General features: G+C 57.5%; 23 protein-coding genes. 17 read left to right on the top strand and 6 right to left on the bottom strand.

The genetic code is table 11. The features are described 5' to 3' along the window. The first annotated feature begins 204 nt into the window (after nucleotides 1-204). Nucleotides 205-1,374 (top strand): ABC transporter substrate-binding protein, encoded by a 1,170-nt coding sequence (locus DFR37_RS08485; protein WP_379881366.1) that lies wholly within the window; start codon nucleotides 205-207, stop codon nucleotides 1,372-1,374. Nucleotides 1,375-1,457: 83 nt separating this feature from the next. On the opposite strand, the gene DFR37_RS08480 is transcribed toward DFR37_RS08485, so the two are convergent. After that, nucleotides 1,458-2,687, bottom strand: coding sequence for a 4-hydroxybenzoate 3-monooxygenase (locus DFR37_RS08480; RefSeq protein ID WP_113932781.1), 1,230 nt, complete (start codon nucleotides 2,685-2,687; stop codon nucleotides 1,458-1,460). A gap of 152 nt (nucleotides 2,688-2,839) precedes the next feature. On the opposite strand from DFR37_RS08480, the gene DFR37_RS08475 reads away from it, so the two are divergent. After that, nucleotides 2,840-3,790 (top strand): helix-turn-helix domain-containing protein, encoded by a 951-nt coding sequence (locus DFR37_RS08475; protein WP_147251596.1) that lies wholly within the window; start codon nucleotides 2,840-2,842, stop codon nucleotides 3,788-3,790. A gap of 106 nt (nucleotides 3,791-3,896) precedes the next feature. Here the strand turns inward: DFR37_RS08475 and DFR37_RS08470 are convergent, their stop codons facing one another. Next, a complete protein-coding gene (locus DFR37_RS08470; protein WP_113932779.1) occupies nucleotides 3,897-4,823 on the bottom strand; it encodes a LysR substrate-binding domain-containing protein in 927 nt (308 codons plus the stop codon). Nucleotides 4,824-5,063: 240 nt separating this feature from the next. Here DFR37_RS08470 and DFR37_RS08465 point away from each other — a divergent pair, with 240 nt between their 5' ends. The 4 genes from DFR37_RS08465 to DFR37_RS08450 all read left to right on the top strand — a co-directional run bounded on the left by DFR37_RS08465 (nucleotide 5,064) and on the right by DFR37_RS08450 (nucleotide 8,379). Beyond that, entirely contained in the window at nucleotides 5,064-5,423 is a 360-nt protein-coding gene (locus DFR37_RS08465; protein WP_113932778.1) for a protocatechuate 3,4-dioxygenase, read from the top strand. A gap of 1 nt (nucleotide 5,424) precedes the next feature. Further along, the gene (locus DFR37_RS08460; RefSeq protein WP_113932777.1) at nucleotides 5,425-6,267 is read left to right on the top strand and encodes a class III extradiol dioxygenase family protein; all 843 of its coding nucleotides are present in this window, start codon (nucleotides 5,425-5,427) and stop codon (nucleotides 6,265-6,267) included. Nucleotides 6,268-6,369: 102 nt separating this feature from the next. Beyond that, nucleotides 6,370-7,395: an aromatic ring-hydroxylating dioxygenase subunit alpha gene (locus DFR37_RS08455; protein ID WP_113932776.1), complete on the top strand. Its 1,026-nt coding sequence runs from the start codon at nucleotides 6,370-6,372 to the stop codon at nucleotides 7,393-7,395. Nucleotides 7,396-7,515: 120 nt separating this feature from the next. Then, nucleotides 7,516-8,379, top strand: a complete 864-nt coding sequence (locus DFR37_RS08450) for an amidohydrolase family protein (RefSeq protein WP_113932775.1) — start codon at nucleotides 7,516-7,518, stop codon at nucleotides 8,377-8,379. 18 nt (nucleotides 8,380-8,397) lie between these two features. Here DFR37_RS08450 and DFR37_RS08445 read toward each other — a convergent pair whose 3' ends face one another. Beyond that, nucleotides 8,398-8,799, bottom strand: coding sequence for a hypothetical protein (locus tag DFR37_RS08445; protein ID WP_113932774.1), 402 nt, complete (start codon nucleotides 8,797-8,799; stop codon nucleotides 8,398-8,400). Nucleotides 8,800-9,024: 225 nt separating this feature from the next. On the opposite strand from DFR37_RS08445, the gene DFR37_RS08440 reads away from it, so the two are divergent. Then, complete coding sequence (locus DFR37_RS08440) at nucleotides 9,025-10,188, top strand: PQQ-dependent sugar dehydrogenase (protein ID WP_242341742.1); 1,164 nt, start codon at nucleotides 9,025-9,027, stop codon at nucleotides 10,186-10,188. Between the two features lie 174 nt (nucleotides 10,189-10,362). Here DFR37_RS08440 and DFR37_RS08435 read toward each other — a convergent pair whose 3' ends face one another. Continuing rightward, complete coding sequence (locus DFR37_RS08435) at nucleotides 10,363-12,402, bottom strand: hypothetical protein (protein ID WP_147251595.1); 2,040 nt, start codon at nucleotides 12,400-12,402, stop codon at nucleotides 10,363-10,365. A 519-nt stretch (nucleotides 12,403-12,921) separates the two neighbouring features. Here DFR37_RS08435 and DFR37_RS08430 point away from each other — a divergent pair. The 3 genes from DFR37_RS08430 to DFR37_RS08420 all read left to right on the top strand — a co-directional run bounded on the left by DFR37_RS08430 (nucleotide 12,922) and on the right by DFR37_RS08420 (nucleotide 14,235). Further along, nucleotides 12,922-13,146: a DUF2061 domain-containing protein gene (locus DFR37_RS08430; RefSeq protein WP_113932771.1), complete on the top strand. Its 225-nt coding sequence runs from the start codon at nucleotides 12,922-12,924 to the stop codon at nucleotides 13,144-13,146. 530 nt (nucleotides 13,147-13,676) lie between these two features. Further along, a complete protein-coding gene (locus tag DFR37_RS08425; RefSeq protein ID WP_113932883.1) occupies nucleotides 13,677-13,958 on the top strand; it encodes a type II toxin-antitoxin system RelE/ParE family toxin in 282 nt (93 codons plus the stop codon). Further along, nucleotides 13,948-14,235: a helix-turn-helix domain-containing protein gene (locus tag DFR37_RS08420; RefSeq protein WP_242341743.1), complete on the top strand. Its 288-nt coding sequence runs from the start codon at nucleotides 13,948-13,950 to the stop codon at nucleotides 14,233-14,235. The genes DFR37_RS08425 and DFR37_RS08420 overlap by 11 nt, the downstream gene beginning before the upstream one ends. A 191-nt stretch (nucleotides 14,236-14,426) precedes the next feature. Here the strand turns inward: DFR37_RS08420 and DFR37_RS08415 are convergent, their stop codons facing one another. Then, nucleotides 14,427-14,798 carry a helix-turn-helix domain-containing protein gene (locus tag DFR37_RS08415; RefSeq protein ID WP_113932769.1) on the bottom strand — a complete coding sequence of 124 codons (372 nt, stop codon included), beginning with the start codon at nucleotides 14,796-14,798 and terminating at the stop codon, nucleotides 14,427-14,429. A 3-nt stretch (nucleotides 14,799-14,801) separates the two neighbouring features. Next, nucleotides 14,802-15,104: a type II toxin-antitoxin system HigB family toxin gene (locus tag DFR37_RS08410; protein WP_113932768.1), complete on the bottom strand. Its 303-nt coding sequence runs from the start codon at nucleotides 15,102-15,104 to the stop codon at nucleotides 14,802-14,804. Nucleotides 15,105-15,657: 553 nt separating this feature from the next. Here DFR37_RS08410 and DFR37_RS08405 point away from each other — a divergent pair. The 7 genes from DFR37_RS08405 (at nucleotide 15,658) to DFR37_RS08375 (ending at nucleotide 22,694) form a co-directional block, all read left to right on the top strand. Further along, complete coding sequence (locus tag DFR37_RS08405) at nucleotides 15,658-16,968, top strand: tyrosine-type recombinase/integrase (RefSeq protein ID WP_113932767.1); 1,311 nt, start codon at nucleotides 15,658-15,660, stop codon at nucleotides 16,966-16,968. Between the two features lie 260 nt (nucleotides 16,969-17,228). Beyond that, nucleotides 17,229-17,471: a helix-turn-helix transcriptional regulator gene (locus DFR37_RS08400; RefSeq protein WP_113932766.1), complete on the top strand. Its 243-nt coding sequence runs from the start codon at nucleotides 17,229-17,231 to the stop codon at nucleotides 17,469-17,471. 111 nt (nucleotides 17,472-17,582) lie between these two features. Next, nucleotides 17,583-19,706, top strand: coding sequence for an AAA family ATPase (locus tag DFR37_RS08395; protein ID WP_113932765.1), 2,124 nt, complete (start codon nucleotides 17,583-17,585; stop codon nucleotides 19,704-19,706). Nucleotides 19,707-20,413: 707 nt separating this feature from the next. Next, nucleotides 20,414-20,836, top strand: coding sequence for a hypothetical protein (locus DFR37_RS08390; RefSeq protein ID WP_147251594.1), 423 nt, complete (start codon nucleotides 20,414-20,416; stop codon nucleotides 20,834-20,836). Nucleotides 20,837-20,856: 20 nt separating this feature from the next. Continuing rightward, nucleotides 20,857-21,399: a hypothetical protein gene (locus DFR37_RS08385; RefSeq protein ID WP_113932763.1), complete on the top strand. Its 543-nt coding sequence runs from the start codon at nucleotides 20,857-20,859 to the stop codon at nucleotides 21,397-21,399. A gap of 69 nt (nucleotides 21,400-21,468) precedes the next feature. After that, nucleotides 21,469-22,242, top strand: coding sequence for a helix-turn-helix domain-containing protein (locus DFR37_RS08380; RefSeq protein WP_113932762.1), 774 nt, complete (start codon nucleotides 21,469-21,471; stop codon nucleotides 22,240-22,242). Then, the gene (locus tag DFR37_RS08375; protein ID WP_113932761.1) at nucleotides 22,239-22,694 is read left to right on the top strand and encodes a hypothetical protein; all 456 of its coding nucleotides are present in this window, start codon (nucleotides 22,239-22,241) and stop codon (nucleotides 22,692-22,694) included. Before DFR37_RS08380 ends, DFR37_RS08375 begins: the two co-directional genes overlap by 4 nt. Nucleotides 22,695-23,138 lie beyond the last annotated feature (444 nt).

Here is a 23,138-nt window from a genome sequence, read left to right as displayed (position 1 = left end):
CGCCACAGCACCCGCCATTTTGGTATAGCTGATAGTGCGAACCATGCGTTGTTCGTCTATATGTTCACTGTTAGCATGAATTTCAGTTGCACTTAGAGCACGAGCACTGCGCTGGCCGCGGCCGATTTGTCTTTTGTCGACCTTGAAACTTGCATGCGCTGGCGGCAGCGGGGCAGTGTCTATAAATTCATAACGGAGACAAAGATGAGACTCATGAGATCGTTGCGCGCAACGGCAGTGTTCGGGGCTGTGGCGCTGGCAGGGTTTTCCATGCAGGCGCAGGCGCAAGAAACTGTCAAGATCGGCCTGATTGCGCCGTTTACCGGAGCGTTTGCGCTGTACGGCAAGCAGATGGAAGCCGGGATGAGGGCCTATATGAAGGTGCATGGCGATACGGTTGCCGGCAAAAAGGTTGAAATCATCAAGCGGGATACCACCGGGCCCTTGCCCGACGTGTCCAAGCGGCTGGCGCAAGAGCTGGTGGTGCGCGATAAGGTGGATTTCTTGGCGGGGTTTGCCTTTACGCCGGAAGTGGGGGCGGTGGCGCCCATCGCCGACAAGGCCAAGGTGCCGATGGTCATCATGAACGCGGCAGGCGGCGGCATTACGCTGAAGTCGGACTACGCGATGCGGGTCTCCATGTCTTTGCCGCAGATTGCGGCGCCGATGGCGACTTGGGCGGTAAAGAACAAAATCAAGAATGTTGTGATGCTGATTTCGGACTATTCGCCGGGTATTGATTCTGAAAAGGCGTTCAAGAAGGAGTTTGTCGCAGGCGGCGGCAAGATTCTTGATTCACTTCATGTGCCGGTCAATAGCCCCGATTTTGCTCCTTTTATCCAGCGTATCAAGGACTTGAAGCCCGACGCGATGTTTGTTTTTGTGCCGGGCGGCGAACAGGGCATAGCCTTGATGAAAGCTTATCGCGAGCGCGGGCTGGAAGAGGCGGGCATCAAGGTGATAGGCGTGGGCAATATGACCGACGACCATACGCTGCCGGCCATGGGCGATGTGGCTTTGGACGCGATTACGGCGTTTCACTACTCTATTGCGCATAAATCGCCCGAAAACACGGCGTTCCTGAAGGCTTATGCCGACGTCAACCCAGAAGGCGGCCGTCCCGACTATTTGGCTCTGGGCGGTTTTGACGGCATGGCGGCCATGTACCAGGTTATTGAAAAGCTGGGCGGCAAGATGGACGGTGAGAGCGCCATGGGTGTGATCCGGGGCATGAAGATCGACAGCCCGCGCGGGCTGGTTACTATCGACCCCAAAACGCGAGACATTGTTCAGACCATTTATATTCGACGCGTGGAAAAGGTTGGCGGCCAGCTTTACAACGTGGAATTCGACCAATTCGCCAATGTGCATTAAGAACTAAGCCTTGGCCGCAAGCCAAGCAAGAAGCCCACCGAGGTGGGCTTCTTCTATGCTGCGCGGCCGGGATTTCTTTTACTTCACAACATTACCGTGCGCGGGTCGCGCTCGCTGTCCTGCACTTCGCTGTTTTCCAGTGGCAGGCCGACGAAGTTTTCGGCGAAAGTAGTGCCGCTGGCCTTGGAGCTGGTCAGGTAGTCCAGGGTTGCGCTGCGCATGCGCCGGTCGAACCGGCTTTCTTCGGGAAAGTTGTGGGTCATGGACGTAACCGACCAGGAAAAGCGTTCTACCTTCCAGACCCGGCGCAGGCAGGTGTCGGAATAGGCGTCAAGCAGCCGGGTGGCGCCTGTCTTGAAATAGTCGATCATGGCCGGAGCCAGGACACGGATGTCGGCCATGGCCAGGTTCATGCCTTTGGCGCCAGTGGGGGGAACGATATGGGCCGAGTCGCCGGCAAGGAACAGGCGGCGGTAGCTCATGGGTTCGGCCACGAAGCTGCGCATGGGGGTGATGCCTTTGTTAAGTATGGGTCCGCGCACAAGCGTGCACTTTTCGGTGCCCTCCAGACGGCGTTCCAGTTCGTCCCAAATGCGTTCGTCTGGCCAGTCTTCCAGTTTTTCGTTCGGGTCGCACTGCATGTATAGGCGGCTAAGGGTGCGCGAGCGCATGCTTAGCAGCGCAAACCCGCGTTCTTCGTGGTAGACGTTGGTAACGCAGTTGAAGATGGGCGGCGCTTCGGCCAGTATTCCCAGCCACGCGAACGGATAGACGCGTTCGAAGGTTTTTAAAATGCTGGAAGGAATGGTTTCCCTCGAAATCCCATGGAATCCGTCGCAGCCCGCGACCAGCTCGCAACTGATTTCCTGCTGTTCGCCGTTTTTTGTGACAATTCGGACTCTTGGGTTGGTGGTCTCGATACCCAGGATTTCTTCGGCCTTGGTCTCAAAAAGAATTTTTCCTTGTGCCGCCATGCGTGCGGCAATGATGTCCTTGACAACCTTTTGTTGGCCATAGACGGTTACGTACCTGCCGCCCGATAAATCGTCCAGGTCCAGGGTGTGGTTTCTGCCGCCAAAGCGGAAATTGATTTCCTTGTGCCGCAGGCCTTCGCGCAGCAGGCTTTCGCCCAAACCGGCTTCTACCAAGGCGTCGACGGTGCCTTTTTCGAGTACGCCGGCACGAAGCCGGCCTTCGACATAGTCGCGGCTGCGGGATTCGATTACGATCGAATCGATACCCTGAAGGTGCAGCAGATGGGAAAGAAATAGCCCGGCGGGGCCAGCCCCCAGGATGGCTACTTGAGTTTGCATTGGGTGTCTCCTTGGATTTTTCAAGATCTATGGTATGTTCATCATCTGTCAATTGAAGGGTGGTGCGAAGGGACAAAAGGGACCATAAATGGCAGTTTTCGGCCACGTCGGCCAAAACACCGGGTCCGTCGGTTTTTTACGCGCCGTATGCCATGCCGCAGCCACGCCAGCCTGAAAAGGCCGCCAAGCTTTTGATTCCCTCTTATTCGCTGTATGGGCAAATAGACCATGCGGCCGAATTGCGTTTTCTGCATGTCGAAACGCTTTCTTCCAGAAACAAGCTCAATAACTGGGACATTCGGCCGCACCGGCATCACGACCTGCATCAAATCGTCTGGGTCGAGCGCGGGGGCGGCAAAGTAACGCTGGACGACAGCCTGCTGAATCTGGATGCGCCCGTGTTGATCAGCATTCCGCCTTCGGTGGTGCATGGATTTCAATGGCGGCCGGGTTCGGAAGGGCTGGTCTTGACGGTTGCCGAAAGCTTCAAGTCGGAGCTGACCACGCTGGTTGGCGATGCGGCCATTGCCGAGCCGTTTCAGGCTCCGTTTGTTGTCAACACGCACGAAGAGCGGTTCGACGATATGAAGCTGGCCGCCGCGCTAAGAACGATAGCCGACGAGTTTGTGTACGAGCGGGTTGGCCGCATCACGACGATCGCCGGGTGTTTGCTGATTGTGTTTGCCGAGGCTGCCAGGCTGAAGCGGGTGCATTCGCAGAACGTGCTGGCTATCAATGTGAAGGGGGCGGATCAATACAGCCGCTTTCGCCAGTTGGTGGAAGAGCGCTTCCGGGAACATTGGCCGGTTTCGGCCTATGCGCATGCCCTGGCAATGACGGAACGCAGCCTGCGCCGGCTTAGCATGCGCTTTGCCGAGCAGTCGCCCGTGCGCATCATCAACCGCCGCATGGTGCTGGAGGCCAAGCGCAACCTGCTGTATACCGAACTGTCGATCGCCGAGGTCGGCTATATATTGGGTTTTGAAGACCCTTCGTATTTCACCCGCTTCTTTATCAATTATGCCAATGAAGCCCCGCTGGAGTTTCGGCGCCGGCATTTGCCAGGGTCTCGTCAGTTGGCCGCCGGCGGCGGCAAGGGCTGACCTTCGGTCATGTGCCTTAGCCCGGCCGAAGCGCGGCAGGGCAGGCAGCAGACCCGCCAGGCGTTGTGGGCAAGGCATAGGGCAATGCCATTGTTTGCGCTTTTTTTTATACGTGCGCGGGCTGCAAGGGCTGCAAATGCGTTTGCGCCAGCTCGCGCAGCAAGTCTTCTATTTGATGCGACAAGGGTGTCAGCAAACGCCGCGACGATGTAGCCAGCGCCAGCACGCTGGCCAGCTTGGGCGTGCCGATGGGGCGTGCGAAAAAGCTGTCGGTCGAAGCGTGGCCGCGAATGGCCATAAGGGGCAGTATGGCGTAGCCGAAGTGTTGCTGCACAAGATCCAGAATGGACGGGATGCCGTCGACTTCCCATGCCACGTTCATTTTCAGGCCGGCGTGGGCCATTTGGGTTTCAACATGCATGCGCACGGCGTGGGGGCGGCTGGGTATTATCAAGGGGTAGTCAGGCAGTTCGGCCAGCGAGACTTCGGCATGCGTTTCGTTCGCATCCCCTCCCGGGGGCCGCGGTCCGATCAAGTACAACTGGTCTTGCACCAAAGACGACATATCGATTTCGGGATTGGGAATGGGGTCGTAGATAAGACCCATGTCCAGCCGGCCGGTGGAGAGCCATTCCACAATATGGGCGGACATGCCTTCTATGATGCGCAAGCTGGCTTTGGGAAAGCGCTGGCGGAACTGCGTGACCAGCGGTACGGTAAGCAGGCGTCCAACACTGGGCGGGATGCCTACGGAAATACTGCCGACAGGTTCGCCTTTGGTTTCAGCCAGTTCTTGCTTGGCGCGTTCGACCTGCTGAAGTATGCCCAGGCTATGCGCCAGCAGCCGCTTGCCGGCGTCGGTTACGGCAACGCCGCGCCCGTTGCGCACCAGCAGGGTTTGCCGCAGTTCCACCTCCAGTTGCCGTACTTCGCGGCTGAGGGTGGGTTGGGCCACCAGCAATACCGCCGCGGCGCGGGTAAAGCTGCCCAGCTCGGCCACGTGGGAAAAATACTTGAGCTGTTTTAAATCCATGCCAGCATCCTTTAACGTGCCGCCTGGTAAATAGCTGGCACGCCATTCTGCAATTTATACATATCTGTTAGTGGGCTTATAGTCTTGAACACATATCGGCGAACAGACATAATTTGTTCATTGATACAGTAGCGCATAGTCGCACGCATGTCGATTGTGGGGCAAGAAGGTTTTCGGGTGGGCTGCCTACCGTAAAGCCAGCATGGACTGCCACAGAACATAAGTACATTGGAGACACGAATGAATGCCAAGACGCCTCCCGACTGGGGCATACCGGGAACCTACGTTTTCGACGCCAAGCGTTCAAGACTGGGGTACCGCCTGAACAAGATGTGCATGTCCTTGACCAAGCCCGAAAACCGCGCGGCATTCAAGGCAGACCCAGAAAGCTATATGCAGCAGTATGCCGTACCCGAAGAACAGCGCCAGGCCGTGCGCGATCGCGACTGGCTGCGCCTTATCAAGCTGGGCGCAAACATTTACCTCTTGATCAAGATAGCCGAAGTCTTCGGCGTGGGCCTATATGGCATGGGCGCCCAGCAGCGGGGCGAAACCATGGAACAATTTCTTCAGACGCGCAGCGGAAAAGGGGCAACCTGAGATGGCAAAGATTGTTGCAGGTATAGGAAGTTCGCATGTTCCCTCAATAGGTCGCGCGTACGACAACAAAGTCCAGGAAGAGGCTGTCTGGAAGCCCTTGTTCGACGGTTATAAGCCGGTAAAGAAATGGCTCAAGGAAGAGGTCAAGCCTGATGTAGCCATCGTGGTCTACAACGATCACGGCACGGACTTCTTCTTTGACAAATATCCGACTTTTGCAATTGGCGTTGCCGACGAATACGGCATTGGCGACGAAGGGTTCGGCCCGCGCACGCTGCCGGCGGTACCCGGCGAGGCCGATTTTTCATGGCATGTGGCCGAGTCCCTGATCAAAAGCGACTTCGACATGACGGTTTGCCAGGAAATGCAGGTCGACCACGGTTTGCTGGTGCCGCTGCCTTTGCTGTGGTCGCACGAAAAGGAATGGGACATCAAGGTCGTGCCGCTGGTCGTCAACGTCATTCAACACCCTTTGCCCAGCGCCATGCGCTGCTTCCGGCTGGGCCAGGCGCTACGCAAAGCCGTAGAGTCCTACCCCGAGGACTTGCGCGTGGTCGTTATCGGAACCGGCGGCATGTCGCACCAACTGCACGGCGAGCGCATGGGCCACATGAATGCCAAATGGGACAACGACTTCATGGACAAGCTGGAGTTCGACCCGGCGCAACTGGCGGAATTAAGCCATACGACCATCATGGAGCAAGCCGGTGCCGAGGCCGTGGAACTGATCATGTGGCTGACCATGCGCGGTGCCATGTCGCCCGAAGTTACCCGGATTCATCGCAACTATTATGCGCCGATGACCAGCGGTATGGGGCTGGTGACCTTTACCGACAAGGCTTAGATAGCGGTCGGCCGGACGCTGCGTCTTGGAGTCTGCGGCGCAGCGAGCTTTTAACGATGAAAGCGCAAGCAACGAAGTGTGATGTGTACTGGAAGGTGAGGAATGTCGATTTACATCAAGAATGCGTGGTACGTTGCAGCCTGGGCCAATGAGGTCAATCGGGATCTTTTGAAGCGCCGTATCCTGGGCGAACCCATTGTGCTGTATCGCAAGAACGACGGCACGCCCGTGGCGCTGATCGACCGTTGCGCCCACAAGCTGTTGCCGCTTTCCATGGGGCATCTGGCGGGCGATAACCTTCAGTGCGGCTACCATGGCCTGGAGTACGACTGCAGCGGTGCATGCGTGCGTGTACCGGGACAAGACCGCATTCCGGCAACGGCCAAGGTGCGCAGCTTTCCGCTGGTGGAACGCTACAACGCCATCTGGATCTGGATGGGCGACCCCGCCATGGCCGATCCTTCAAAGATCCATACGGTACGAAAAATTGGCGAGCCCGGATGGTCGGTGGTCGACGGCGGCTATCAACTGCATGGCGGCGACTTTCTGAATATCGCCGAAAACTTGCAAGACCCGGCACATACCACTTACGTGCATGTGCGCACCATCGGCAATCCCGCTACCAGCGAGGTCCCGGTCAAGGTCGAGCAGGGCGACGATTATGTGGTGGCCTACCGTTGGTCAAACAACGTCCCGCCGCCGCCCATCGACAAGAAGAATGGCAACTTCAAGGGCTTGGTCGACCGTTGTCAGTATTACAACTATTTCGCGCCCTGTGTTTCACGAGTGGATGTCGTCACGATGGACGCGGGCCAAGAGCACACCGAGGAAAACATGGACAAAGGTTTGCGCGTGTATAGCTATAAATTCCTCACGCCCGAAACGGAATCGACGACGCATTTCTTCTGGATGCAGGTGCGCAACTTTGGCGCGGGCGATGCCAAGGTGCAGGCTGAGTTGTTTGCCGGCCTGAACCAGACCTTCGCCGAAGACAATGTCATTGTCACTGCCGTGCAGCGCGAACAGGCGGCAACCGGCGTACGCCAGCAGACATGGCTGTCTATCGATGCGGGTCCGTCGCGCGTCCGGAAAATGCTGGAAGACATGGCGGCGGCCGAACAGGCCTGAACAAGCTTATTGGCGGGCGCGCCCCGCGCTACTTCTCAAAGCTGGAAAGAATAGAGTGCGGCATCGTTTCCGATGTGCGCAATGGGTAGTTGTTGTCTGAAACTTTCGAATTGAACAATCATGAAATCATGCCTGCCTCCTGATGCGAATCCGATAAAGCCCATCAACAAGCTGCCGCCTGGCGCTTGCGATGCGCATTGCCATGTGTTTGGCCCCGCGTCGAAATTTCCCTATGCGGCCGACCGCAGCTACACGCCGCCTGACGCGGGCTTTGAAGAACTGGTGCGCCTGCACGACTTTCTCGGCCTGTCGCGCGGAGTGATTGTTCAGGCAAGTTGCCATGGCACCGACAATACCGCCATGGTCGACGCGCTACAGCGCGGCAACGGACGCTATCGCGGCGTAGCGATCGTCGATGGCGCGGTCACCGACGAGCAGTTGGCCGACATGAATCAACAAGGGGTGCGCGGCGTGCGATTCAATTTCGTTGCACATCTGGGCGGCGCGCCCGATCTGGACGTGTTCGACCGCGTGCTGGGCCGCATTCACGAACTGGGCTGGCATGTGGTCCTGCATCTGGATGCGCAGGATATCCTTGCCTATAGCGACCGCATCAATCGCATTCAAGTGCCGTTTGTCATTGATCACATGGGCCGCGTTCGCGCCGAAGGCGGACTTGAGCAAAAGCCTTTCCAGGAACTGCTTGAGCTGATGCACAACCCCTTGGCATGGGTCAAGGTTTGCGGCTCTGAACGCGTATCGGTGGGGCGCCGGCCGTTCGACGACGCGATCCCTTTTGCACAGGCTTTAATCGAGGCCGCTCCAGACCGCGTCTTGTGGGGTACGGACTGGCCGCATCCGAACATATCCAAAGACATGCCCAACGACGGCGAACTGGTTGATTTGATGTTTCGCTTTTGCAAGGACCCCGAACATCGCAGGCTGCTGGTGGACAACCCGGCGCGTCTTTACGGCTTTCCTTAATGGAGTTTGGGCTGAGCGCTACCAAGGGCTCTCTTTGTTCTTTCGCGTGCGAGGTTCGGGCGCGGGGGATGAAGAGGTCTTGGCATGGGCGGTCAGCCAGTTCTTGATATTGGTTTCGTCGCTGGCATACCAGTCGCTTCCGATCTCGATGACGATGGCATCCTTGATGTCGGTGAAGTCGCCGCTTACACCGTGAAAAGCCGCGGCGCGAATCTCGGACGCGGCCATGCCGGTCGTGATGAACACGCCAATGCCGCGTGAATCTATCCACAGTGGCTGCGCATTCTTGTCGACGGCTTTTTTCAGATTGTCCAAGGCTTTCTGAACGGCCGCCATATTGTCTTTTTTGACCGAAACCAGCATCAGATAGTTGCGTCCGATGGTTCGCGTGTCCGGTTCGCCGAACGGGTTATCAGTCATGGTTGTTCCTTTTGTCTAAAACCATAAGAAATATTGCAGGGATATATCTTCGATTCTACGGGTTTATCGCCGCTAGTAGGTAAGCCTTGTGTTGGGTTGCGGCCATTGTTTCGAGTTGATGGTTGTGTCTTGCAGGCCGGCAGCTTGTTCGCCATTTGGGATCGTCTCTTGCTATGCTGGTACAGACTTGGCGATTTTGTGCAACGGAACGAGGCGAGCCACACCATGAGAATGAAAAACTTGATTTCCCGAATCGCCCGCGCTTTAGCGCTGGTGGGCGCGGCTTTGTTTGTTGCTGCTCCCGTATCAGTGCATGCGGCCTCTGAAAACGCGGGCATGAACCGGCCCAGCCCCAACCAACCCTTTGCATTGTCCAGCGTTGCCACGTTCGAGTATCCGTGGGCGATTGCGTTTCTTCCCGACGGCCGCCTGCTGGTCACTGAAAAGCCGGGAAAGCTGTTCATAGCGACGCAGAGCGGTGAAAAGACGGAAGTGCCCGGCATGCCCAAAGTTTATTACCATGGGCAAAACGGGCTGCTTGACGTGGCGGTGTCGCCGGGCTTTGCCCACGACCACACGATCTACTTCACCTTCGTCGAGCCCCAGCGCGGCGGCGGTGTGCTTGCGCTTGCCCGCGCACAGTTGGAAGAATCCGGCGGGGCGGCCCGGCTTGCGGATCTTGCCATCATCTGGCGCCAGGGCCAGGCCAGCACCGGCGGTCAGCCCGGCGGCATTATTGCTTTCTCGCCCGATGGCCGATACTTGTTCCTTACGGTGGGCGACCGCCAAGAGCCCAAGACAGCGCAGGATCCTGACGCGGCCAGGGGCAAAGTGCTGCGCCTGAACCTGGACGGATCCACGCCGAAAGATAACCCCATGGCCGCGCAAGGCGGTGTCAAGGCCCAGACCTGGACCACCGGCCACCGCAACCCTTATGGCCTGGCGTTTGCGCCGGACGGACGCCTTTGGCTGAATGAAATGGGCCCGCGCGGCGGCGACGAGCTCAACCTTGTTCAGGTTGGCCGAAACTACGGCTGGCCGATCGTATCCAACGGCGACAATTACAGCGGCATACCCATTCCTCGCCACAGCACCCGCCCCGAATTCGAAGCCCCCGTCGTGTATTGGACGCCGGTCATCGCGCCCGCCGGCCTGTCCTTCTGCAACGGCGCCATGTTCCCGTCCTGGCGCGGCTCTGCCTTTATCGGCGGCCTGGTTGAGAAAGGACTGGTGCGCATCAGCTTCGACGGCCATGGCGGCGCCCACGAAGCCGAACGCTGGGATCTCGGACACCGTATACGCGACGTTGCCGTAGCCCGCGACGGCGCTGTTTGGCTGATTGAAGACGAAAGCGAAGGAAAGCTGCTAAGGCTTGTGCCGAAGCGCTGAGCGTTTACCGGCAGTCGGATAGAGCATCGGCAAATCGTGCATTGCCCGGCATGGGCTTGTTTCTTCAAGCCTGGTATCGCTTAAAAAAACACCCGATGCACGCGTATGAAAAACGCATGCATCGGGCGGATTAGACAGTAGGTCGCGAAGACTCAAAGAGTCGGCAAGACGGCCCTACTTGTACGCTTCGATTACCGGAGCGTATGTACGAGTCTGCTCCAGCTTGTCAATGGTCAGGATGCCGTAGCCGCCCTTGGCATCATTGTTGTAGTACTCGTAATCCCCTTGCACCGTTGTAATCTGCTTCAGAATGGCGCCATGGTGATACATGCCGAACGCGCCTTCAGTATCCGAGTCGTCAGGCGTTTGCTTCCAGACCTTGTCGTCGAACTGAAAGTGCATGGCTCCGAGCACTTGTTGCGGATTGGCTTTTTGGTATTCAAGCACGCCTTGTAGCTGGTCTTGCACGAACTGTGGGGTGTAATCGGGTTTTGCCCGGCTATAGCCGATTTCTGTGAATAGGATGGGGACTCCGAATTTCTTGTAAGTCAGCGGAACCCAGCCCTCGCCGGTACCTTCGGCGTTGGTGAAGAGATAGTCTTTGCTGTTGTATGTATTGGGGCACAGCATAAGCCTGTCTTTGTACTGAGCGGTTCTAGGGTCGGTCAGCAAGCGGTTGAACTGGCTCCAGGCCGGCATGTTCTGCCCGCCCGGCGCCAGCGGTGCGCCTTGGGGAACAAAGGTCACCGGCACGCCCACCGGAACGGTCTTGTTGAATCCCTTCTTGTCGGCTTCCTGGATGAAGCGTGCGACCAGGCCGATTACGTTGTCGTAATATTGGCCGCCATTCGCATCCAGCTCGTTGGATATGATTACGCCAGCTATAGCCGGGTGCCAGTCGGTTCCTGCCTTGTTGCCGAAATTGCGGCTGCTGAAATAGCCTGGGACCTGTTCGTCCCAGACGTTGGAGCCTTGCGTCGGCAGCCAATTGCTGATGGGCACTACTACTTTGATATTGAGGCTATTGGCGTAATCCAGGAACTGGCTGTGGTCGTTGCGGGGATCCCAATCGTAGAGCCGGATCAAATTGATGCCGTCGTCTTTCATTATCTTGAGGTCGTTGCGGCAATTCGGTTCGCAGCTTTGCGAGAGGTAGGACTGGGTTCCCCAGAGCGATCCCACCTGCTTGCGGGCGATGTCGCTGCCGAAATAAATATAGGTGTCGTTGGCGGAAGATGGGTCGTAGCCCTGGCCGAAGGCCTGGTAGCCCGTGCCTTTTCCGGGTAGCGGGAAGCGGGAAAACACGCCCGAGTCGATGCTTAGTACGGGATCGTTAAGCATTTCCAGCGCTCCGGAGGTTTGCCCTAAAAGCGTAGCGGTATAACTGACCCGTCCCGAGGGTTGATCGTATTCCGGATCGGTCAGAGTCACGAAATACAGCTTCAGGCTGCCGCTTGGCGTGGTTCCGACCAGGGCCGCATTGGGCGGCGAGTCTTTGAAAACATAAGGCCATTGCGGGAAAAAATATGACATTGGCCGACTGTCCGAGTACTGTCCGGGCGCATTGTCCACCCATATCATTTCCGGGCCGGCATTGCTTAATACCAGCTTGTACTGATTGACCACCGCCGTGGGCTGGAAGACAGCCTGATCGGCATATTGCATATACGACGATACTGGCTTGTCGTCGGTGGCGTTGTTCAGCACGTTCAGTGTTGCGTTGGTAAAGGCTACTGTGGCGGGGGCTGCCTGGTTGATATCGCCATTCAGGAACTTTGCCTGGAACGTGATCGTATTGGATTGTTGGTTGTAGGAAGGCGTGGATAGCGATAGGTACACCGCGTTAAGGTCGGTGGTGCCGGTCGGTTGGAAAAGCACTGTCGCGTTGGGATTGACGCTGCCATAAGCGCTGCGCCAGAAGGTGGCGTCCGCGTAGTCTTTAAGCGGCATGGCGCCAACGTCCCGGTTTGGCCGGTCGGTGTACCAGAGTGCGGAAGGTTCGGGATTATTAAGGGTAAGCGTCCAGGAGGAATTTGCTGCGTTGCCGGGCTCGGCTGGCGTGAGACTGCCGCTTGCCGAAGCAAGCACATGGACACGTGTAGAGAAATTTTCGCCGGTGTTGCTGGCATCGACGCCATCGTCGCCGCCGCAACTGCTTAGCATTACGCACGAGGCCAATGCAATGAACCACATCGCAAACCGATTGATTTTCAAGATGTTGCTCCAAGATTGTTCTAGTTAATTAACTACAGAATAGACATCAAAATCGTCAGCAACACCGAGGCCGCGCCAGTGCCGTCTTCAAGGGAAACACGGGCTTGTGTGGCTCGGTAATAAGCAGGTTGCTGGAGTACTGACTGGTGTTGCGGTTTGGTGAGCTGCGGCTTGGAGCGACTGGAGCTGTCGCTTTCTCGTGTGGGCGATATGTTTGTTCTATTTCTTTGTTACGTCGTGCGTCTGAGGTAACTTATTTTATAGCACTTGTTGGTAGAAACTACGGGTCTACGCCAAACGGATCGTAATTATTTTGGATGTTGCCTGTATGGCGGAGCTGTGGTCGGAATGGGCATGGCGCATCTTGGCCATACAGGCCATCGCTACGAGCGTAGCGATGGTGATCGGGATCGGGATTGCCGCCCGGCAATAGACGATGCCTATCGTGATGGTAAAGAGAAACAACTGCTAATGAGATCTATTCGCATTAAAATGGGGTGTTGATTTCAGGAGTTGATTATGCGAATTGTTGCCTATAAGACCAGCCAGGTATGCCTTCATATGAGCGTTGCGTTTGCCGTGACTTACACGATCACGGGCTCGCTGGCGGTAGGAGGCGTGGCCGCGGTAATAGAGCCCATCTGCAATGTTCTCTTGATGCCGCTGCACGACAAGCTTTGGGCGCGTATATCCAATTTCACCGGCGAGGGCGGTTCTTTGGGCGGCACTTCTATGTCGTCTTGATCGGGCAGCGATAAATCGTCCGGGTCGGGCCCGGGCGGATGCGGCTCGGGCGGCTCGTTGGGATGGCCGTTCATGTGAAACTCCCGCTTGACGCTTGCGTGTCGGAACGAAAATTCAATTATGCGCCAATGGGCCCGGCCAGCCAACAACCCGTTTCATAACGAATATATCGATAATTCGTTGCGCTTTTGGGCGAGTATCGGCGCCTTCGTGAGTCGAACATTGCATCAATCAGGGAGGCGTGTCCGTTGCCTTGCCAAAACGCTCTTGGCGAGCGAACGTTCAGCAAGGAAATGCGCGGCATATGCAATCACACGGTGTTGCGGGCGTTCAGGTTCGACACTAGGATGGACATGACTATCCACCTTAAAAATGAAAGATGCCGGTGGGCTTATACAATGCCCTGGACCAGAAAAGCGAAAGTTACGTTCTTCCGCAGCGATGTAGCTCAGCACTACCAAACATAGCAAAAAAGAGATAAAATGATGGTGTGATGTGTCAAGCTGTTGCCTATCGCCGAAGATGAGTTGATGGCTATACCGGCCGACATGCGGGCGCGATTCCTGCATATAGCCGAGCTGCTTGAAGGGTTGGGGCCTCAGAACGTGGGAATGCCTCATATTCGGCATTTAGAAGAGAAGCTATGGGAAATGCGCATGACCGGGCGCGACGGCATTGCCCGTGCGGTGTATGTGGCGCGCACAGGCAAGCTGCTAATGGTGCTGCATGTGTTCATCAAGAAAACGCAGAAGACGCCGCGCAGGAACATCGAAATTGCCTACGAGCGATTACGGAGCCTTGATGATGACTGACCTATCCAAACTGAAAACCCGCCTGCTGGCTGACCCTGAGACGAAGGCCGAATACGAGGCCCAAACGCCTGAATTTGCAATTGCTCGCGAACTGATTGCGGCGCGTGTCCGCGCCGGCCTGACGCAAGACGAAATCGCAAAGCGTATGCATACAACTCAGTCCACCGTTGCCCGATTGGAAAGCGGTCGTACTATGCCCTCGATGCGTACACTCACGCGCTACGCTGAAGCGACGGGCAGCCGTACCGTTATCAAGCTGGAAGCGGAGCCGGCCTGATTTTTTGAGGCGGCGACAAGAAAAAAAGCTAACCCGAAGAGTTGGCCTAAGCGCTTGATATGATCGGTGCCCCCCCGTAAGTCGAACACGGCACCAACGGATTATGAGTCCGCATCGATATGTTCGAAATACTTTGATCAAATCAACGTATCGAAGGTTTTTATGACAATAGCCTCCCCGAGCGGTAACTTTTAAGTGTGAGGGACGGGGCGGATGAGGCTTTCGGCAGGAATGCCAAGCTGTTGATGCAGCTTCCAAATCATTGGTAGCGTCAGGGCGCGTTTACGGTTCAATATCTCGTAAACACGGTTACGCTGACCAATCATTGGCTCCAAGTCTTTGGCTGTCAGGCCTGCCTGTTCCATCCGAAACTTAATTGCTTCAATGGGGTCAGGTAGGTCAATAGGATAGTGTTTTGCTTCGTAAGCCTGTACTAAGGTGGCAAGCACATCCAGGTGGTCGCCTTCGGGAGTGCCTAATTCTGGGTCGCTCTCCATAAGGCGGGAGACTGCTTTTAAGGTGGCCTTGTAATCGGCCTCGGTACGGATAGGGCGAATTTGCATGAGTTACTCCATTTCTACAGTCTCGGCGTCGATCTTGTCGTATTCGGCATGAGTGCCGATAAATTTCACGTAGACGATGCCGAGGCGGTACGCAATAGCGACGATTAAGCGGTAGTCATTGCTCTTGATGTTAAATACGACGCGCCGGTTTTTTAAGATGCTGGCGCTGCGGTATTGGGTTTTGATCTCGGCTGGTTGGGCCCATGCGGCTTGGGTGGCTTCATCATGCCAAGCCTTCAGGGGTTGCTCAGAGTCTGAGTGCTTTTCCCAGAATTGACGTAGGGTGCTGACGGCTATTACTCGCATGGATCAACTATAGTCCCAAATTGGGACCAAGGCAAGCATATACTTATTTCGCCCCGCGCTTTGAATCCCAAAAGTTGGACTCCAATCCAACCTTGGGGTGCAGTTCGGCCCACGGGAAAGAACCGACCTGTTTCATAAACCACCACATATAAAAAGAAAAGCGGATTTCCAATTTCTTGGAAACCCGCACAAGTATTGGTGCCCCCCCCGTGAGTCGAACACGGCACCAACGGATTATGAGTTATCAGGGGTGGCATTATACCTGCTTTTGCCTGCTTATATGTAACTATACGACCGTAGGCAAATCAACGACTTAGCGGCGATTTTCGTTATATGTGCTATTGCTAACTTCTACGTGCATTCGTTACACTGGGCTTACACGGGAAAAAGTAAGACCGTGGAACGAGTGAGGCCGGCGACTGCGCCAACAGTCCCGACCTCTGGTCAGCATCGCAACGTCTAAGAGGAAATGCCAACATGACAAGAATAACCGGAACCGACCCAGAAATAGCAGCCCCCACACTCTCCGCGCTGGTGCAGGAGGGCAACTGACATGGCGACCATCAAGAAGCTCACCAAGCTGGCAGTTGAGAACCTGCCCGTCCCGTCAGCAACGAAAGGGCAAGAGTTCTATTGGGAGGAAGGTGCGACAAAGGGCTTCGGCGTCCGCGTCACCTCCAACGGGGTGCGGAGCTACATCGTTCAGCGCCCTGTGAATGGCAAGACGCGCCGTTTCACGCTCGGCCAGCATCCCATGCTTTCCTGCGACGAAGCGCGAAAGCGTGCCTTGAAGATGCTGCTGGATATGGGCGACGGCATCAACCCACAGGACGAGAAGCGCAAGAAGGTCGCGCAGACCGAAACCCTCCGCGAAGTGATGGAGGACTACATCGAGCACAAGCGCACCAAGCATGGCCCGCTGCGCCCGACCAGCAAGGCAGACCTTCGGAAATGTGTGGTCGTCACCTTCGCAGAGTGGGCCGACAAGCCCGTTGCCGAGATTAACCGCGAGGCGTGCATTAAGCGGTTCCGCGAGCTGTCCAAGACGGCACCAGTGCAGACTAATCAGGCGTTCCGTAACCTGCGGGCGCTGCTCAACTGGGCGCGGGAGAAGAACGCCACCAGTGACGGCACTTACCCGATTCTGCCGGTCAATCCGGTGTCGCAGATGTTCAAGCAAGGGGGCATGGCGAAGTGGAACCCGGAGAAGGCACGCGACGGGCGCATCCCGAAGGACAAGCTAGGCGAGACATGGCTGCTGCTCCAGCAGTACGCAGACCCGGAGCGCAACCGGCGCAGCACCAGCGTCGCGGCAGACCTCGTGATGTTTCTCATTCTTACGGGGTGTCGAATCGGGGAAGCATCAAGCCTGACATGGGACAGGGTGAAACTCGACGGCGACCTGCCCACCTTCCATATCCCCGGCGACATTGCGAAGAACCATAACGCGATGACATTTCCTATCACCAAGGCGCTGCACCAGATTCTGACGCGCCGTTATGCCGAGCGCACGACGAAGGGTAAGGAGTACGTCTTTCCGGCAGTGCGCGGCGACAGCGGCCACATGAAAGACCCGCGTGCGATGTGGGAGAAGGTCAGCGAGGTTGCGGGACTCCACCTGTCCAATCACGACATGCGCCGCACCTTTGAGGACGTTGCCAAGATCGTGGGCATTGACGGCGACACCAGCCGCCAGCTAGAGAATCACAAGGCTTCGGACGTGCATGGTAAGCACTACGCGAACAACCCCGACCCGGCATCGCTGCTGCCCGCGCTGGAAGCGATCAGCGCATGGATAGTGCGTCAGGGCGAGATTGCCAAGGCTGCGGCCAGCGGTGAGAACGTCATAGCCCTGCGGGCTTGATGAGACCCAAGACTTAGACGGAAAACACAATATAAGATTGCACACGATGGCCCACTTTGCTACATTACGGCCATCACCCACTTGCTGAACCCGTAGCGCAATGCTTCGGGAGGCCGTCCGAAAGGACACGACCCGAAAGGGTCAAACGAAAAGTCTGCTAAGGCGGACAGGGGGTCAGTGGCACTGGTAATGCGGTGCAGTTGGCCCACTGTCCGCCTTTTCTATTGCTGGTGGCGGTGGCCGTAGATGGAGTCACCGCCATGACCACGACCACGCAAGTGCAGCCCGTAGTTCGCCAGCTTTTCGATACCCCACAAGCATCCGCCTACTTGGGCGGCACACCCTCACCCAACACCCTCGCGCAATGGCGCTCACAGGGCGGGCGCGGCCCAGAGTTCGTCAAGCTGGGCAAGCTGGTTCGGTACGAACGAGCCACGCTGGACGCTTGGCTTGCCGCGAATACGCATACCGGCACAGGTAACACCGGCGCCCAATCCTACTGAACAAAGTATTCACAGGACATGAGCCAATCCATCAATTCGCAAAGCGTTTCAAGCGGTTCCGTCCGCTCCGGCCTAGTGCTGTAACTCATGCGTAACAGCTAGGGAAGAAACATGAGCTTCGATCAAGAAAAACCGGAGTCGGGCCGCAACCCGCTCCGGTCTAAGGAAACCAGCCCCCTGAATGAGCCTGTCCAAAGCATAGGACACCTCGCGCCGACAGGCTTTGACAATTTGCCCGCACAGCACGCCGCACAGTGTGGCCCATACCAACACGGCGGCAACCCTGTGATCGCGGCCCCTGCCGCCCCGCAGCCCGACCGCTGGGCCTGCATCCCGCAAGAGTTGCGGGAGCGTTCGCAATGGTGCGTCGCTGGCGAGGACAAAGCACCCCGAATCGCTACCCAAGGCCTACCCCATGCGCGAGTCAATGACTCTTCGACGTGGCGCACCTTTGATGAAGCCAGCGCGTTCGCTGCTCATCACGGTCTGCATATCGGGTACATGCTGCATGAGTCCGACCCCTTCACCTGCATTGACTTGGACGTGAAGGACGACACGACGCCCGAACAGTTGGGGCGCTTCCAAAAGATCGTTGATGCTGCTGACAGCTACACCGAGCATTCGCGCAGTGGGCGCGGCTTGCATGTGTGGGTCACGGGCAAGGTGGCCAAGGGCATGAGGCGCGACGGGGTGGAGGTTTATTCGCACGAGCGATTCATGATCTGCACAGGCAACCCCCTGCACCAGAAGCCTATCGCACCCCGCCCCGAACTGCTGGACATGCTGGCTGCTGACATGGGGCGCACCGAGACAGCGCAACCGCTGGCCGATGGGCCAGAAGTGGAAGCAGACGAGGCCATTCTGCAACGCGCCACCAGCGCGGCGAACGGTGCCAAGTTTCAAGCCCTGTTCAGCGGCGACTGGCAAGCCATTGGGCATACAGACCACAGCAAGGCCGACGCCCAACTGGTGCAGATGCTGGCCGAGTACAGCGCGAACAATGAGCAGGTGAAGCGCCTGTTCCTGCAATCGGTACTCGGGCAGCGTGACAAGGCCACCAAGCGCAAAGACTATCTCGACCGGACGCTGGCACAAGCACGAGCGCACCAAGCCAACGAACCGAATGCGAAGCATGGGGAACTGATCGCCCTTCAACTGCTGGCCGGGGAACTGGTCAAGCGCATGGCACCGAAACGCCCGACGCGGGTAACTCCTGCCGGTGGGCTTCGGCTTGTTGCAGCGAATGAGATTGCATCCCGCCCGCCGATGAAATGGCTGGTGCGCGGCGTGCTACCTGAAAAGGGTATCGGCGCAATCTTCGGCCAGCCGGGGTCGGGTAAGTCCTTCCTCGTGCTTGACCTGCTGGCAGCAGTTGCCGGGGGCTTCCACTGGTTCGGGATTCCGACGAAGGCTGCACCTGTGGTCTATATCACGCTGGAAGGCCAAGCCGGTATGCCGCAGCGAATTCACGCCTACCGCACCAAGAAGGGGACGCTAGACCGCATCGCGTTCATTGAGCAGCCCATTGACCTGCGCGAACCCGACACCCTCAAAGAGCTTGTCAGCCTGATACTAGATGCAGGTTTGGGCGGGGGTGTCGTGTGCATCGACACGCTGGCAGCAAGTGCGCCGGGGATGGACGAGAACACCAGCGCCGACATGGGCCAACTGATTGCCAACCTCCAAGACCTGCAAACCGAGCTAGGCGGGTTCGTGCTGGTCGTGCATCACAGCGGCAAGGACGAGACGCGAGGCCTGCGCGGCTGGTCGGGGCTGAATGGTGCGCTGGATTGCGCGATCGCTGTCTCCCGCGTGTCAGAGGACAAACAGAACACGAGCCGCCGTTGGGAAGTGAGCAAGTCCAAGGACGGCAGCGACGGCATGAAAAACGACTTTGCACTTGAGCAGGTGTTTCTCGACTACGACGAGGACGGCCAGCCCATCACATCGTGCGTCATTTCCCACACCATGCAAGAGCATGTCAGCGCATCCGAGACCGACGCGGACGATGACGAATTCATCTGGCAATGGGTGCATCAGCAGGTTGTGGCGGGCAAATACCCGAGCAAGAACTCCCTGAAGGCCCAGCTCTCCGAAATGAAACCACACCGGGGGATCACCCAACAGCGCGTCCTTGCTTCCATTGAACGACTGATGGCAGCGAGCAGGCTGGCGAAGGAGAAAAATTCCCCGTCTGGTAACGACTGGTTGAGAGCGATGGAATGTGCAGGGTGAGGGTATGAGCTGCCGGGTTCGCTTGGGGAGCCCCCGGGTTCGCTAGGGGTTCGCTAGCCCCCACTTAGCGAACCCCGACAGCCCCTGGCACCCCCTAGCGAATCGGGTTCGCTAGTGGGGGTGTAGCCCTATAGGGAAAACAACCCACCCCCCCGGCACCCTGCAAGGCAGTTTTGGCGGTGCAAATTGCAAGCCGGGTTCGCTAGCCGGAAAGATGGAAATGCAGACGGTCGTTAGACCAATTCAGGCCGTCCAACACATAGGGAACCAACCCCATGCGAACCGCAGGGCACCACCTTGCAAGCAAGTGCCACCAGTGGGCACCAGCGGGCCGCACAGGCCGTGCGCCGCATGTGGCCAGCACCTGCGCCCGGGCCGCCGCGCGCCGCCGCCTACAGCGCCCTGCCCTCGTTCGGCTGAACCTGCTCGACCGACGTACTAGCAAAACCAAGTTCTAGCCCCGTAATGGATTGACCTGCTTCCGCTTTTTCGTTCCTGCGAACTATCGAGTAATGGCTATGTACCTCAACCGCGAAAAACCGAGAGCGCCGCGCCACCTGATGCCACTCGCTGCAATGTGGCCGCAGACCACTACCCCTAGTAGTTTGATGATGGACTTCGACTATATGTAGTGGCTTCCGTCAAGCTATTACCGGTAATTTGCCATAAGCTGCACTCACTACAACAAACCAGCCGAGAGGCCAGCTTTGCCAACCGATAACGCCAGGAACCAGCAAGCATTCCGCGACCGATTGAAAAACGACGGCGGCGCTCGCGTGGAATTCACCCTGAACAAAGACCTTCTCCAAGCGGTGGAGCAGGTCAGACAGAGTCTTGGGGCGGGGGCTTCCCGCCAAGACGCATTAACCCACCTTCTCAACCAAGGAGCATCGACAGTGAAGACTAATCAGTATCGTGAAGACCAAACCAGCGGGCAACCGTCCCGCCCGTCTCAATTGACGGTGGCAGAGCATCAGGAGCTTGAGAAATTCAAGGATGCACTGCCGAACTTGATGGTTAGCGCCGAACTTGACCAGAAGGCGCACGCCTTCAACGGGGGCGACAGTGGCGCTCGGCGCAAAGCCGCATTCGAGGCTCAACTCAACGCCACCAACCATCATCGCAAGTAATCAACCACAAAGGAACGACCATGAGCCACCCTGAAAAACTCCGCGAAACCCTTGCTGACGTAATCGCCAAACACAACGAAGCCAGCGCGAGCCATGCGCTGCTGCACTCGCAGTGGCACGACGCCGCTGCCAAGGGCGAGGACGCAAAGGCCGACAAGCTGGAAATCGAAATCGAGAAGGCACGTCGCTTGATGCTTCGCCTTGAACTGCGCCGCACTGCACTTGAGACGGACATTAACAGCGCCGAAGAATTGGAACGCGCCCAACTTGGTGCAAAGCTGAAGGCCACTGCTGATTCGATTCTCGGTCGTGCTGTTAAGCGAATTTCTGACATTGAGCCTCTGGCCGGGACGCTTGCAGAACTGGTGCGTGCGCTGGAAACCGACCTCCATGATTGGAAGGAAGCACGCTACTTCGCGCAGCAGTCCGGCGCGACCCCGGAAGGCTTCGCCACGCAAGAGAACGATGCTCGCGTCAGCCGCATTGTTGAATCGCTTGGCATGTCCAAGACCCGCACCGCGAACATCAGCAAGGAACTGAGTCGCATCAGCGTTTTCATGTAACTGAACAGAACGGCGTAACCTGCGGCAGCGCAACGCTCCCGTATAAGTGCCTGTCCATCGGAGTACCGAATGATTAAGACAGGCAAAGGCCCGAAGGCCATCACCAGCGCCAAGAGCATCCGCGAAGCAGAACGCCGCGCTGAGATGCTTTCCCTTCGCTTGGAGGGAAAAACCCTCGAACAAATCGGCGCACAAATGAACGTCGGCGCAGACACGGTGCATCGTGTTATCAGCCGGGCGCTCACCTCCGTAACGAAAGAACCAGCCGAAGAACTGCTCACCCTCGAGTTGGGGCGCTGTGACGTTCTGCTGACCGAGGCCATGCAGACGGTCAAGGCGTTCCATCCCCTTGTGAGCGCGGGCCGTGTGGTAAGCGCACCCATGCTGGACAACACCGGCCAGCCTGTACGCAACCCCGAAACGGGCGACGTGCTGACGCGGGTGCTTGAGGACAAAGCTCCAAAGCTGGCAGCGATACACACGGCAGTCAAAGTCATGGAACGCCGCGCCAAGCTGCTCGGCCTCGATGCTGCAACCAAGCTCCAGCAGGAAGTGACCGTCACAACTGACGAGCAATCGGGCTACGACCTCCAGAAGCTGGACATGGACGAAATGCACCTCTACGGCTACCTGCTGGAGAAGATGCACAACCCCGCCAGCCCCGACCGCGACGAGCGCCCCAAGTTGCGCGACGAAATGCGGGCCAAGCTGACCCCTGCCGAGATTGGCACCCTGCAAGAGATTTTCAAGAAGCTGGACGTGCAGTACATCGCAGCCGACACCGTGAGCGGCTTGTATGGCATCCCGCCAGCATTACCCGCACCAAAGGAGAACGAACAGTGATAACGACCTACACCGACCACGACAAGCGCCTGCATGTGGTCTTTGACGATGAACGGACAGCACCAGTTGAGAACTACACCATCTGCCTAGTCGGCATGAACCGGGCTATCGCCGCGCAGCCCTGGGAGTCGGCAGGCGCAACGTGGCAGCGCGTGCTCGATACCGTTGCCGGGATGCGTATGACCCTGCCACTTAGCGGCCCACAGTTCTACTTCGCCACAGTCTTTGCAGACGTGCAGCCCAACGAGCAACGGATGCAGGCAGTCACCAAAGACCGAATCAGCTCCCGCCTGTATGAGCTGGCCGACCCGAAGCGGAACAAGAATGCAGATGCGCGGGTGAAGGCACTTGCCGCGCTGGCGGAACTGTACGACCTGCATCCGCCCTTGAGTTTCACCCTGCCCACGCTGGAACAAATCGAAGCCGAGATTGCCCGCCGTCAGGTGCAGTAATGAGCGAGGGACGCGACATTATCGAACCGCCGCAATGGCACCAGCGCGACGACAGGCGGGAGCCAGTGCTAGACCGGAATTACAACCCGCCCCGCGTTGTGCGATATGTCGGCTGGCGTCCCTGCATACGGTGTGGCCGTAAGTTCTTCTCGCGTGACGTTGCAGGGGTTCGCATGTGCCTACCCTGCAAGGATGGCCGGAAGGTTGAAGAATGGTAGTCCCTCAGTAACCACAACTCTCAGTGAGGCCGAGGTCAAGCACACCGACCCTCGTTAAACGATCGGATGCAGCCGCAGGGCGGTTCCTCCTCGCCTGATGCGGCACTCAAGCCCGCCCTAGTCGCATGACTTCGGCGGGTTTGTTTTTGGCATGACAAATCATCGGCAGCAATCAGGCTATAGGCCAAGGTATTAGACGATCAGAACGATCAATAGCGGTACGATG

It is taken from the genome of Eoetvoesiella caeni (assembly GCF_003315175.1).
GTDB classification, from domain to species: domain Bacteria; phylum Pseudomonadota; class Gammaproteobacteria; order Burkholderiales; family Burkholderiaceae_B; genus Eoetvoesia; species Eoetvoesia caeni.
The sequence above is the reverse complement of the archived record's forward strand: the minus strand, read 5'-3'. Positions and strand labels throughout refer to the sequence as shown.

Bases quoted from the DNA above. Each gene is read 5' to 3' on its own strand.
- DFR37_RS08485 (WP_379881366.1), top strand. From the start codon at position 205: ATGAGACTCATGAGATCGTTGCGCGCAACGGCAGTGTTCGGGGCTGTG.
- DFR37_RS08480 (WP_113932781.1), bottom strand. From the start codon at position 2,687: ATGCAAACTCAAGTAGCCATCCTGGGGGCTGGCCCCGCCGGGCTATTT.
- DFR37_RS08475 (WP_147251596.1), top strand. From the start codon at position 2,840: ATGCCGCAGCCACGCCAGCCTGAAAAGGCCGCCAAGCTTTTGATTCCC.
- DFR37_RS08470 (WP_113932779.1), bottom strand. From the start codon at position 4,823: ATGGATTTAAAACAGCTCAAGTATTTTTCCCACGTGGCCGAGCTGGGC.
- DFR37_RS08465 (WP_113932778.1), top strand. From the start codon at position 5,064: ATGAATGCCAAGACGCCTCCCGACTGGGGCATACCGGGAACCTACGTT.
- DFR37_RS08460 (WP_113932777.1), top strand. From the start codon at position 5,425: ATGGCAAAGATTGTTGCAGGTATAGGAAGTTCGCATGTTCCCTCAATA.
- DFR37_RS08455 (WP_113932776.1), top strand. From the start codon at position 6,370: ATGTCGATTTACATCAAGAATGCGTGGTACGTTGCAGCCTGGGCCAAT.
- DFR37_RS08450 (WP_113932775.1), top strand. From the start codon at position 7,516: ATGAAATCATGCCTGCCTCCTGATGCGAATCCGATAAAGCCCATCAAC.
- DFR37_RS08445 (WP_113932774.1), bottom strand. From the start codon at position 8,799: ATGACTGATAACCCGTTCGGCGAACCGGACACGCGAACCATCGGACGC.
- DFR37_RS08440 (WP_242341742.1), top strand. From the start codon at position 9,025: ATGAGAATGAAAAACTTGATTTCCCGAATCGCCCGCGCTTTAGCGCTG.
- DFR37_RS08430 (WP_113932771.1), top strand. From the start codon at position 12,922: ATGCGAATTGTTGCCTATAAGACCAGCCAGGTATGCCTTCATATGAGC.
- DFR37_RS08425 (WP_113932883.1), top strand. From the start codon at position 13,677: ATGGCTATACCGGCCGACATGCGGGCGCGATTCCTGCATATAGCCGAG.
- DFR37_RS08420 (WP_242341743.1), top strand. From the start codon at position 13,948: ATGATGACTGACCTATCCAAACTGAAAACCCGCCTGCTGGCTGACCCT.
- DFR37_RS08415 (WP_113932769.1), bottom strand. From the start codon at position 14,798: ATGCAAATTCGCCCTATCCGTACCGAGGCCGATTACAAGGCCACCTTA.
- DFR37_RS08410 (WP_113932768.1), bottom strand. From the start codon at position 15,104: ATGCGAGTAATAGCCGTCAGCACCCTACGTCAATTCTGGGAAAAGCAC.
- DFR37_RS08405 (WP_113932767.1), top strand. From the start codon at position 15,658: ATGGCGACCATCAAGAAGCTCACCAAGCTGGCAGTTGAGAACCTGCCC.
- DFR37_RS08400 (WP_113932766.1), top strand. From the start codon at position 17,229: ATGACCACGACCACGCAAGTGCAGCCCGTAGTTCGCCAGCTTTTCGAT.
- DFR37_RS08395 (WP_113932765.1), top strand. From the start codon at position 17,583: ATGAGCTTCGATCAAGAAAAACCGGAGTCGGGCCGCAACCCGCTCCGG.
- DFR37_RS08385 (WP_113932763.1), top strand. From the start codon at position 20,857: ATGAGCCACCCTGAAAAACTCCGCGAAACCCTTGCTGACGTAATCGCC.
- DFR37_RS08380 (WP_113932762.1), top strand. From the start codon at position 21,469: ATGATTAAGACAGGCAAAGGCCCGAAGGCCATCACCAGCGCCAAGAGC.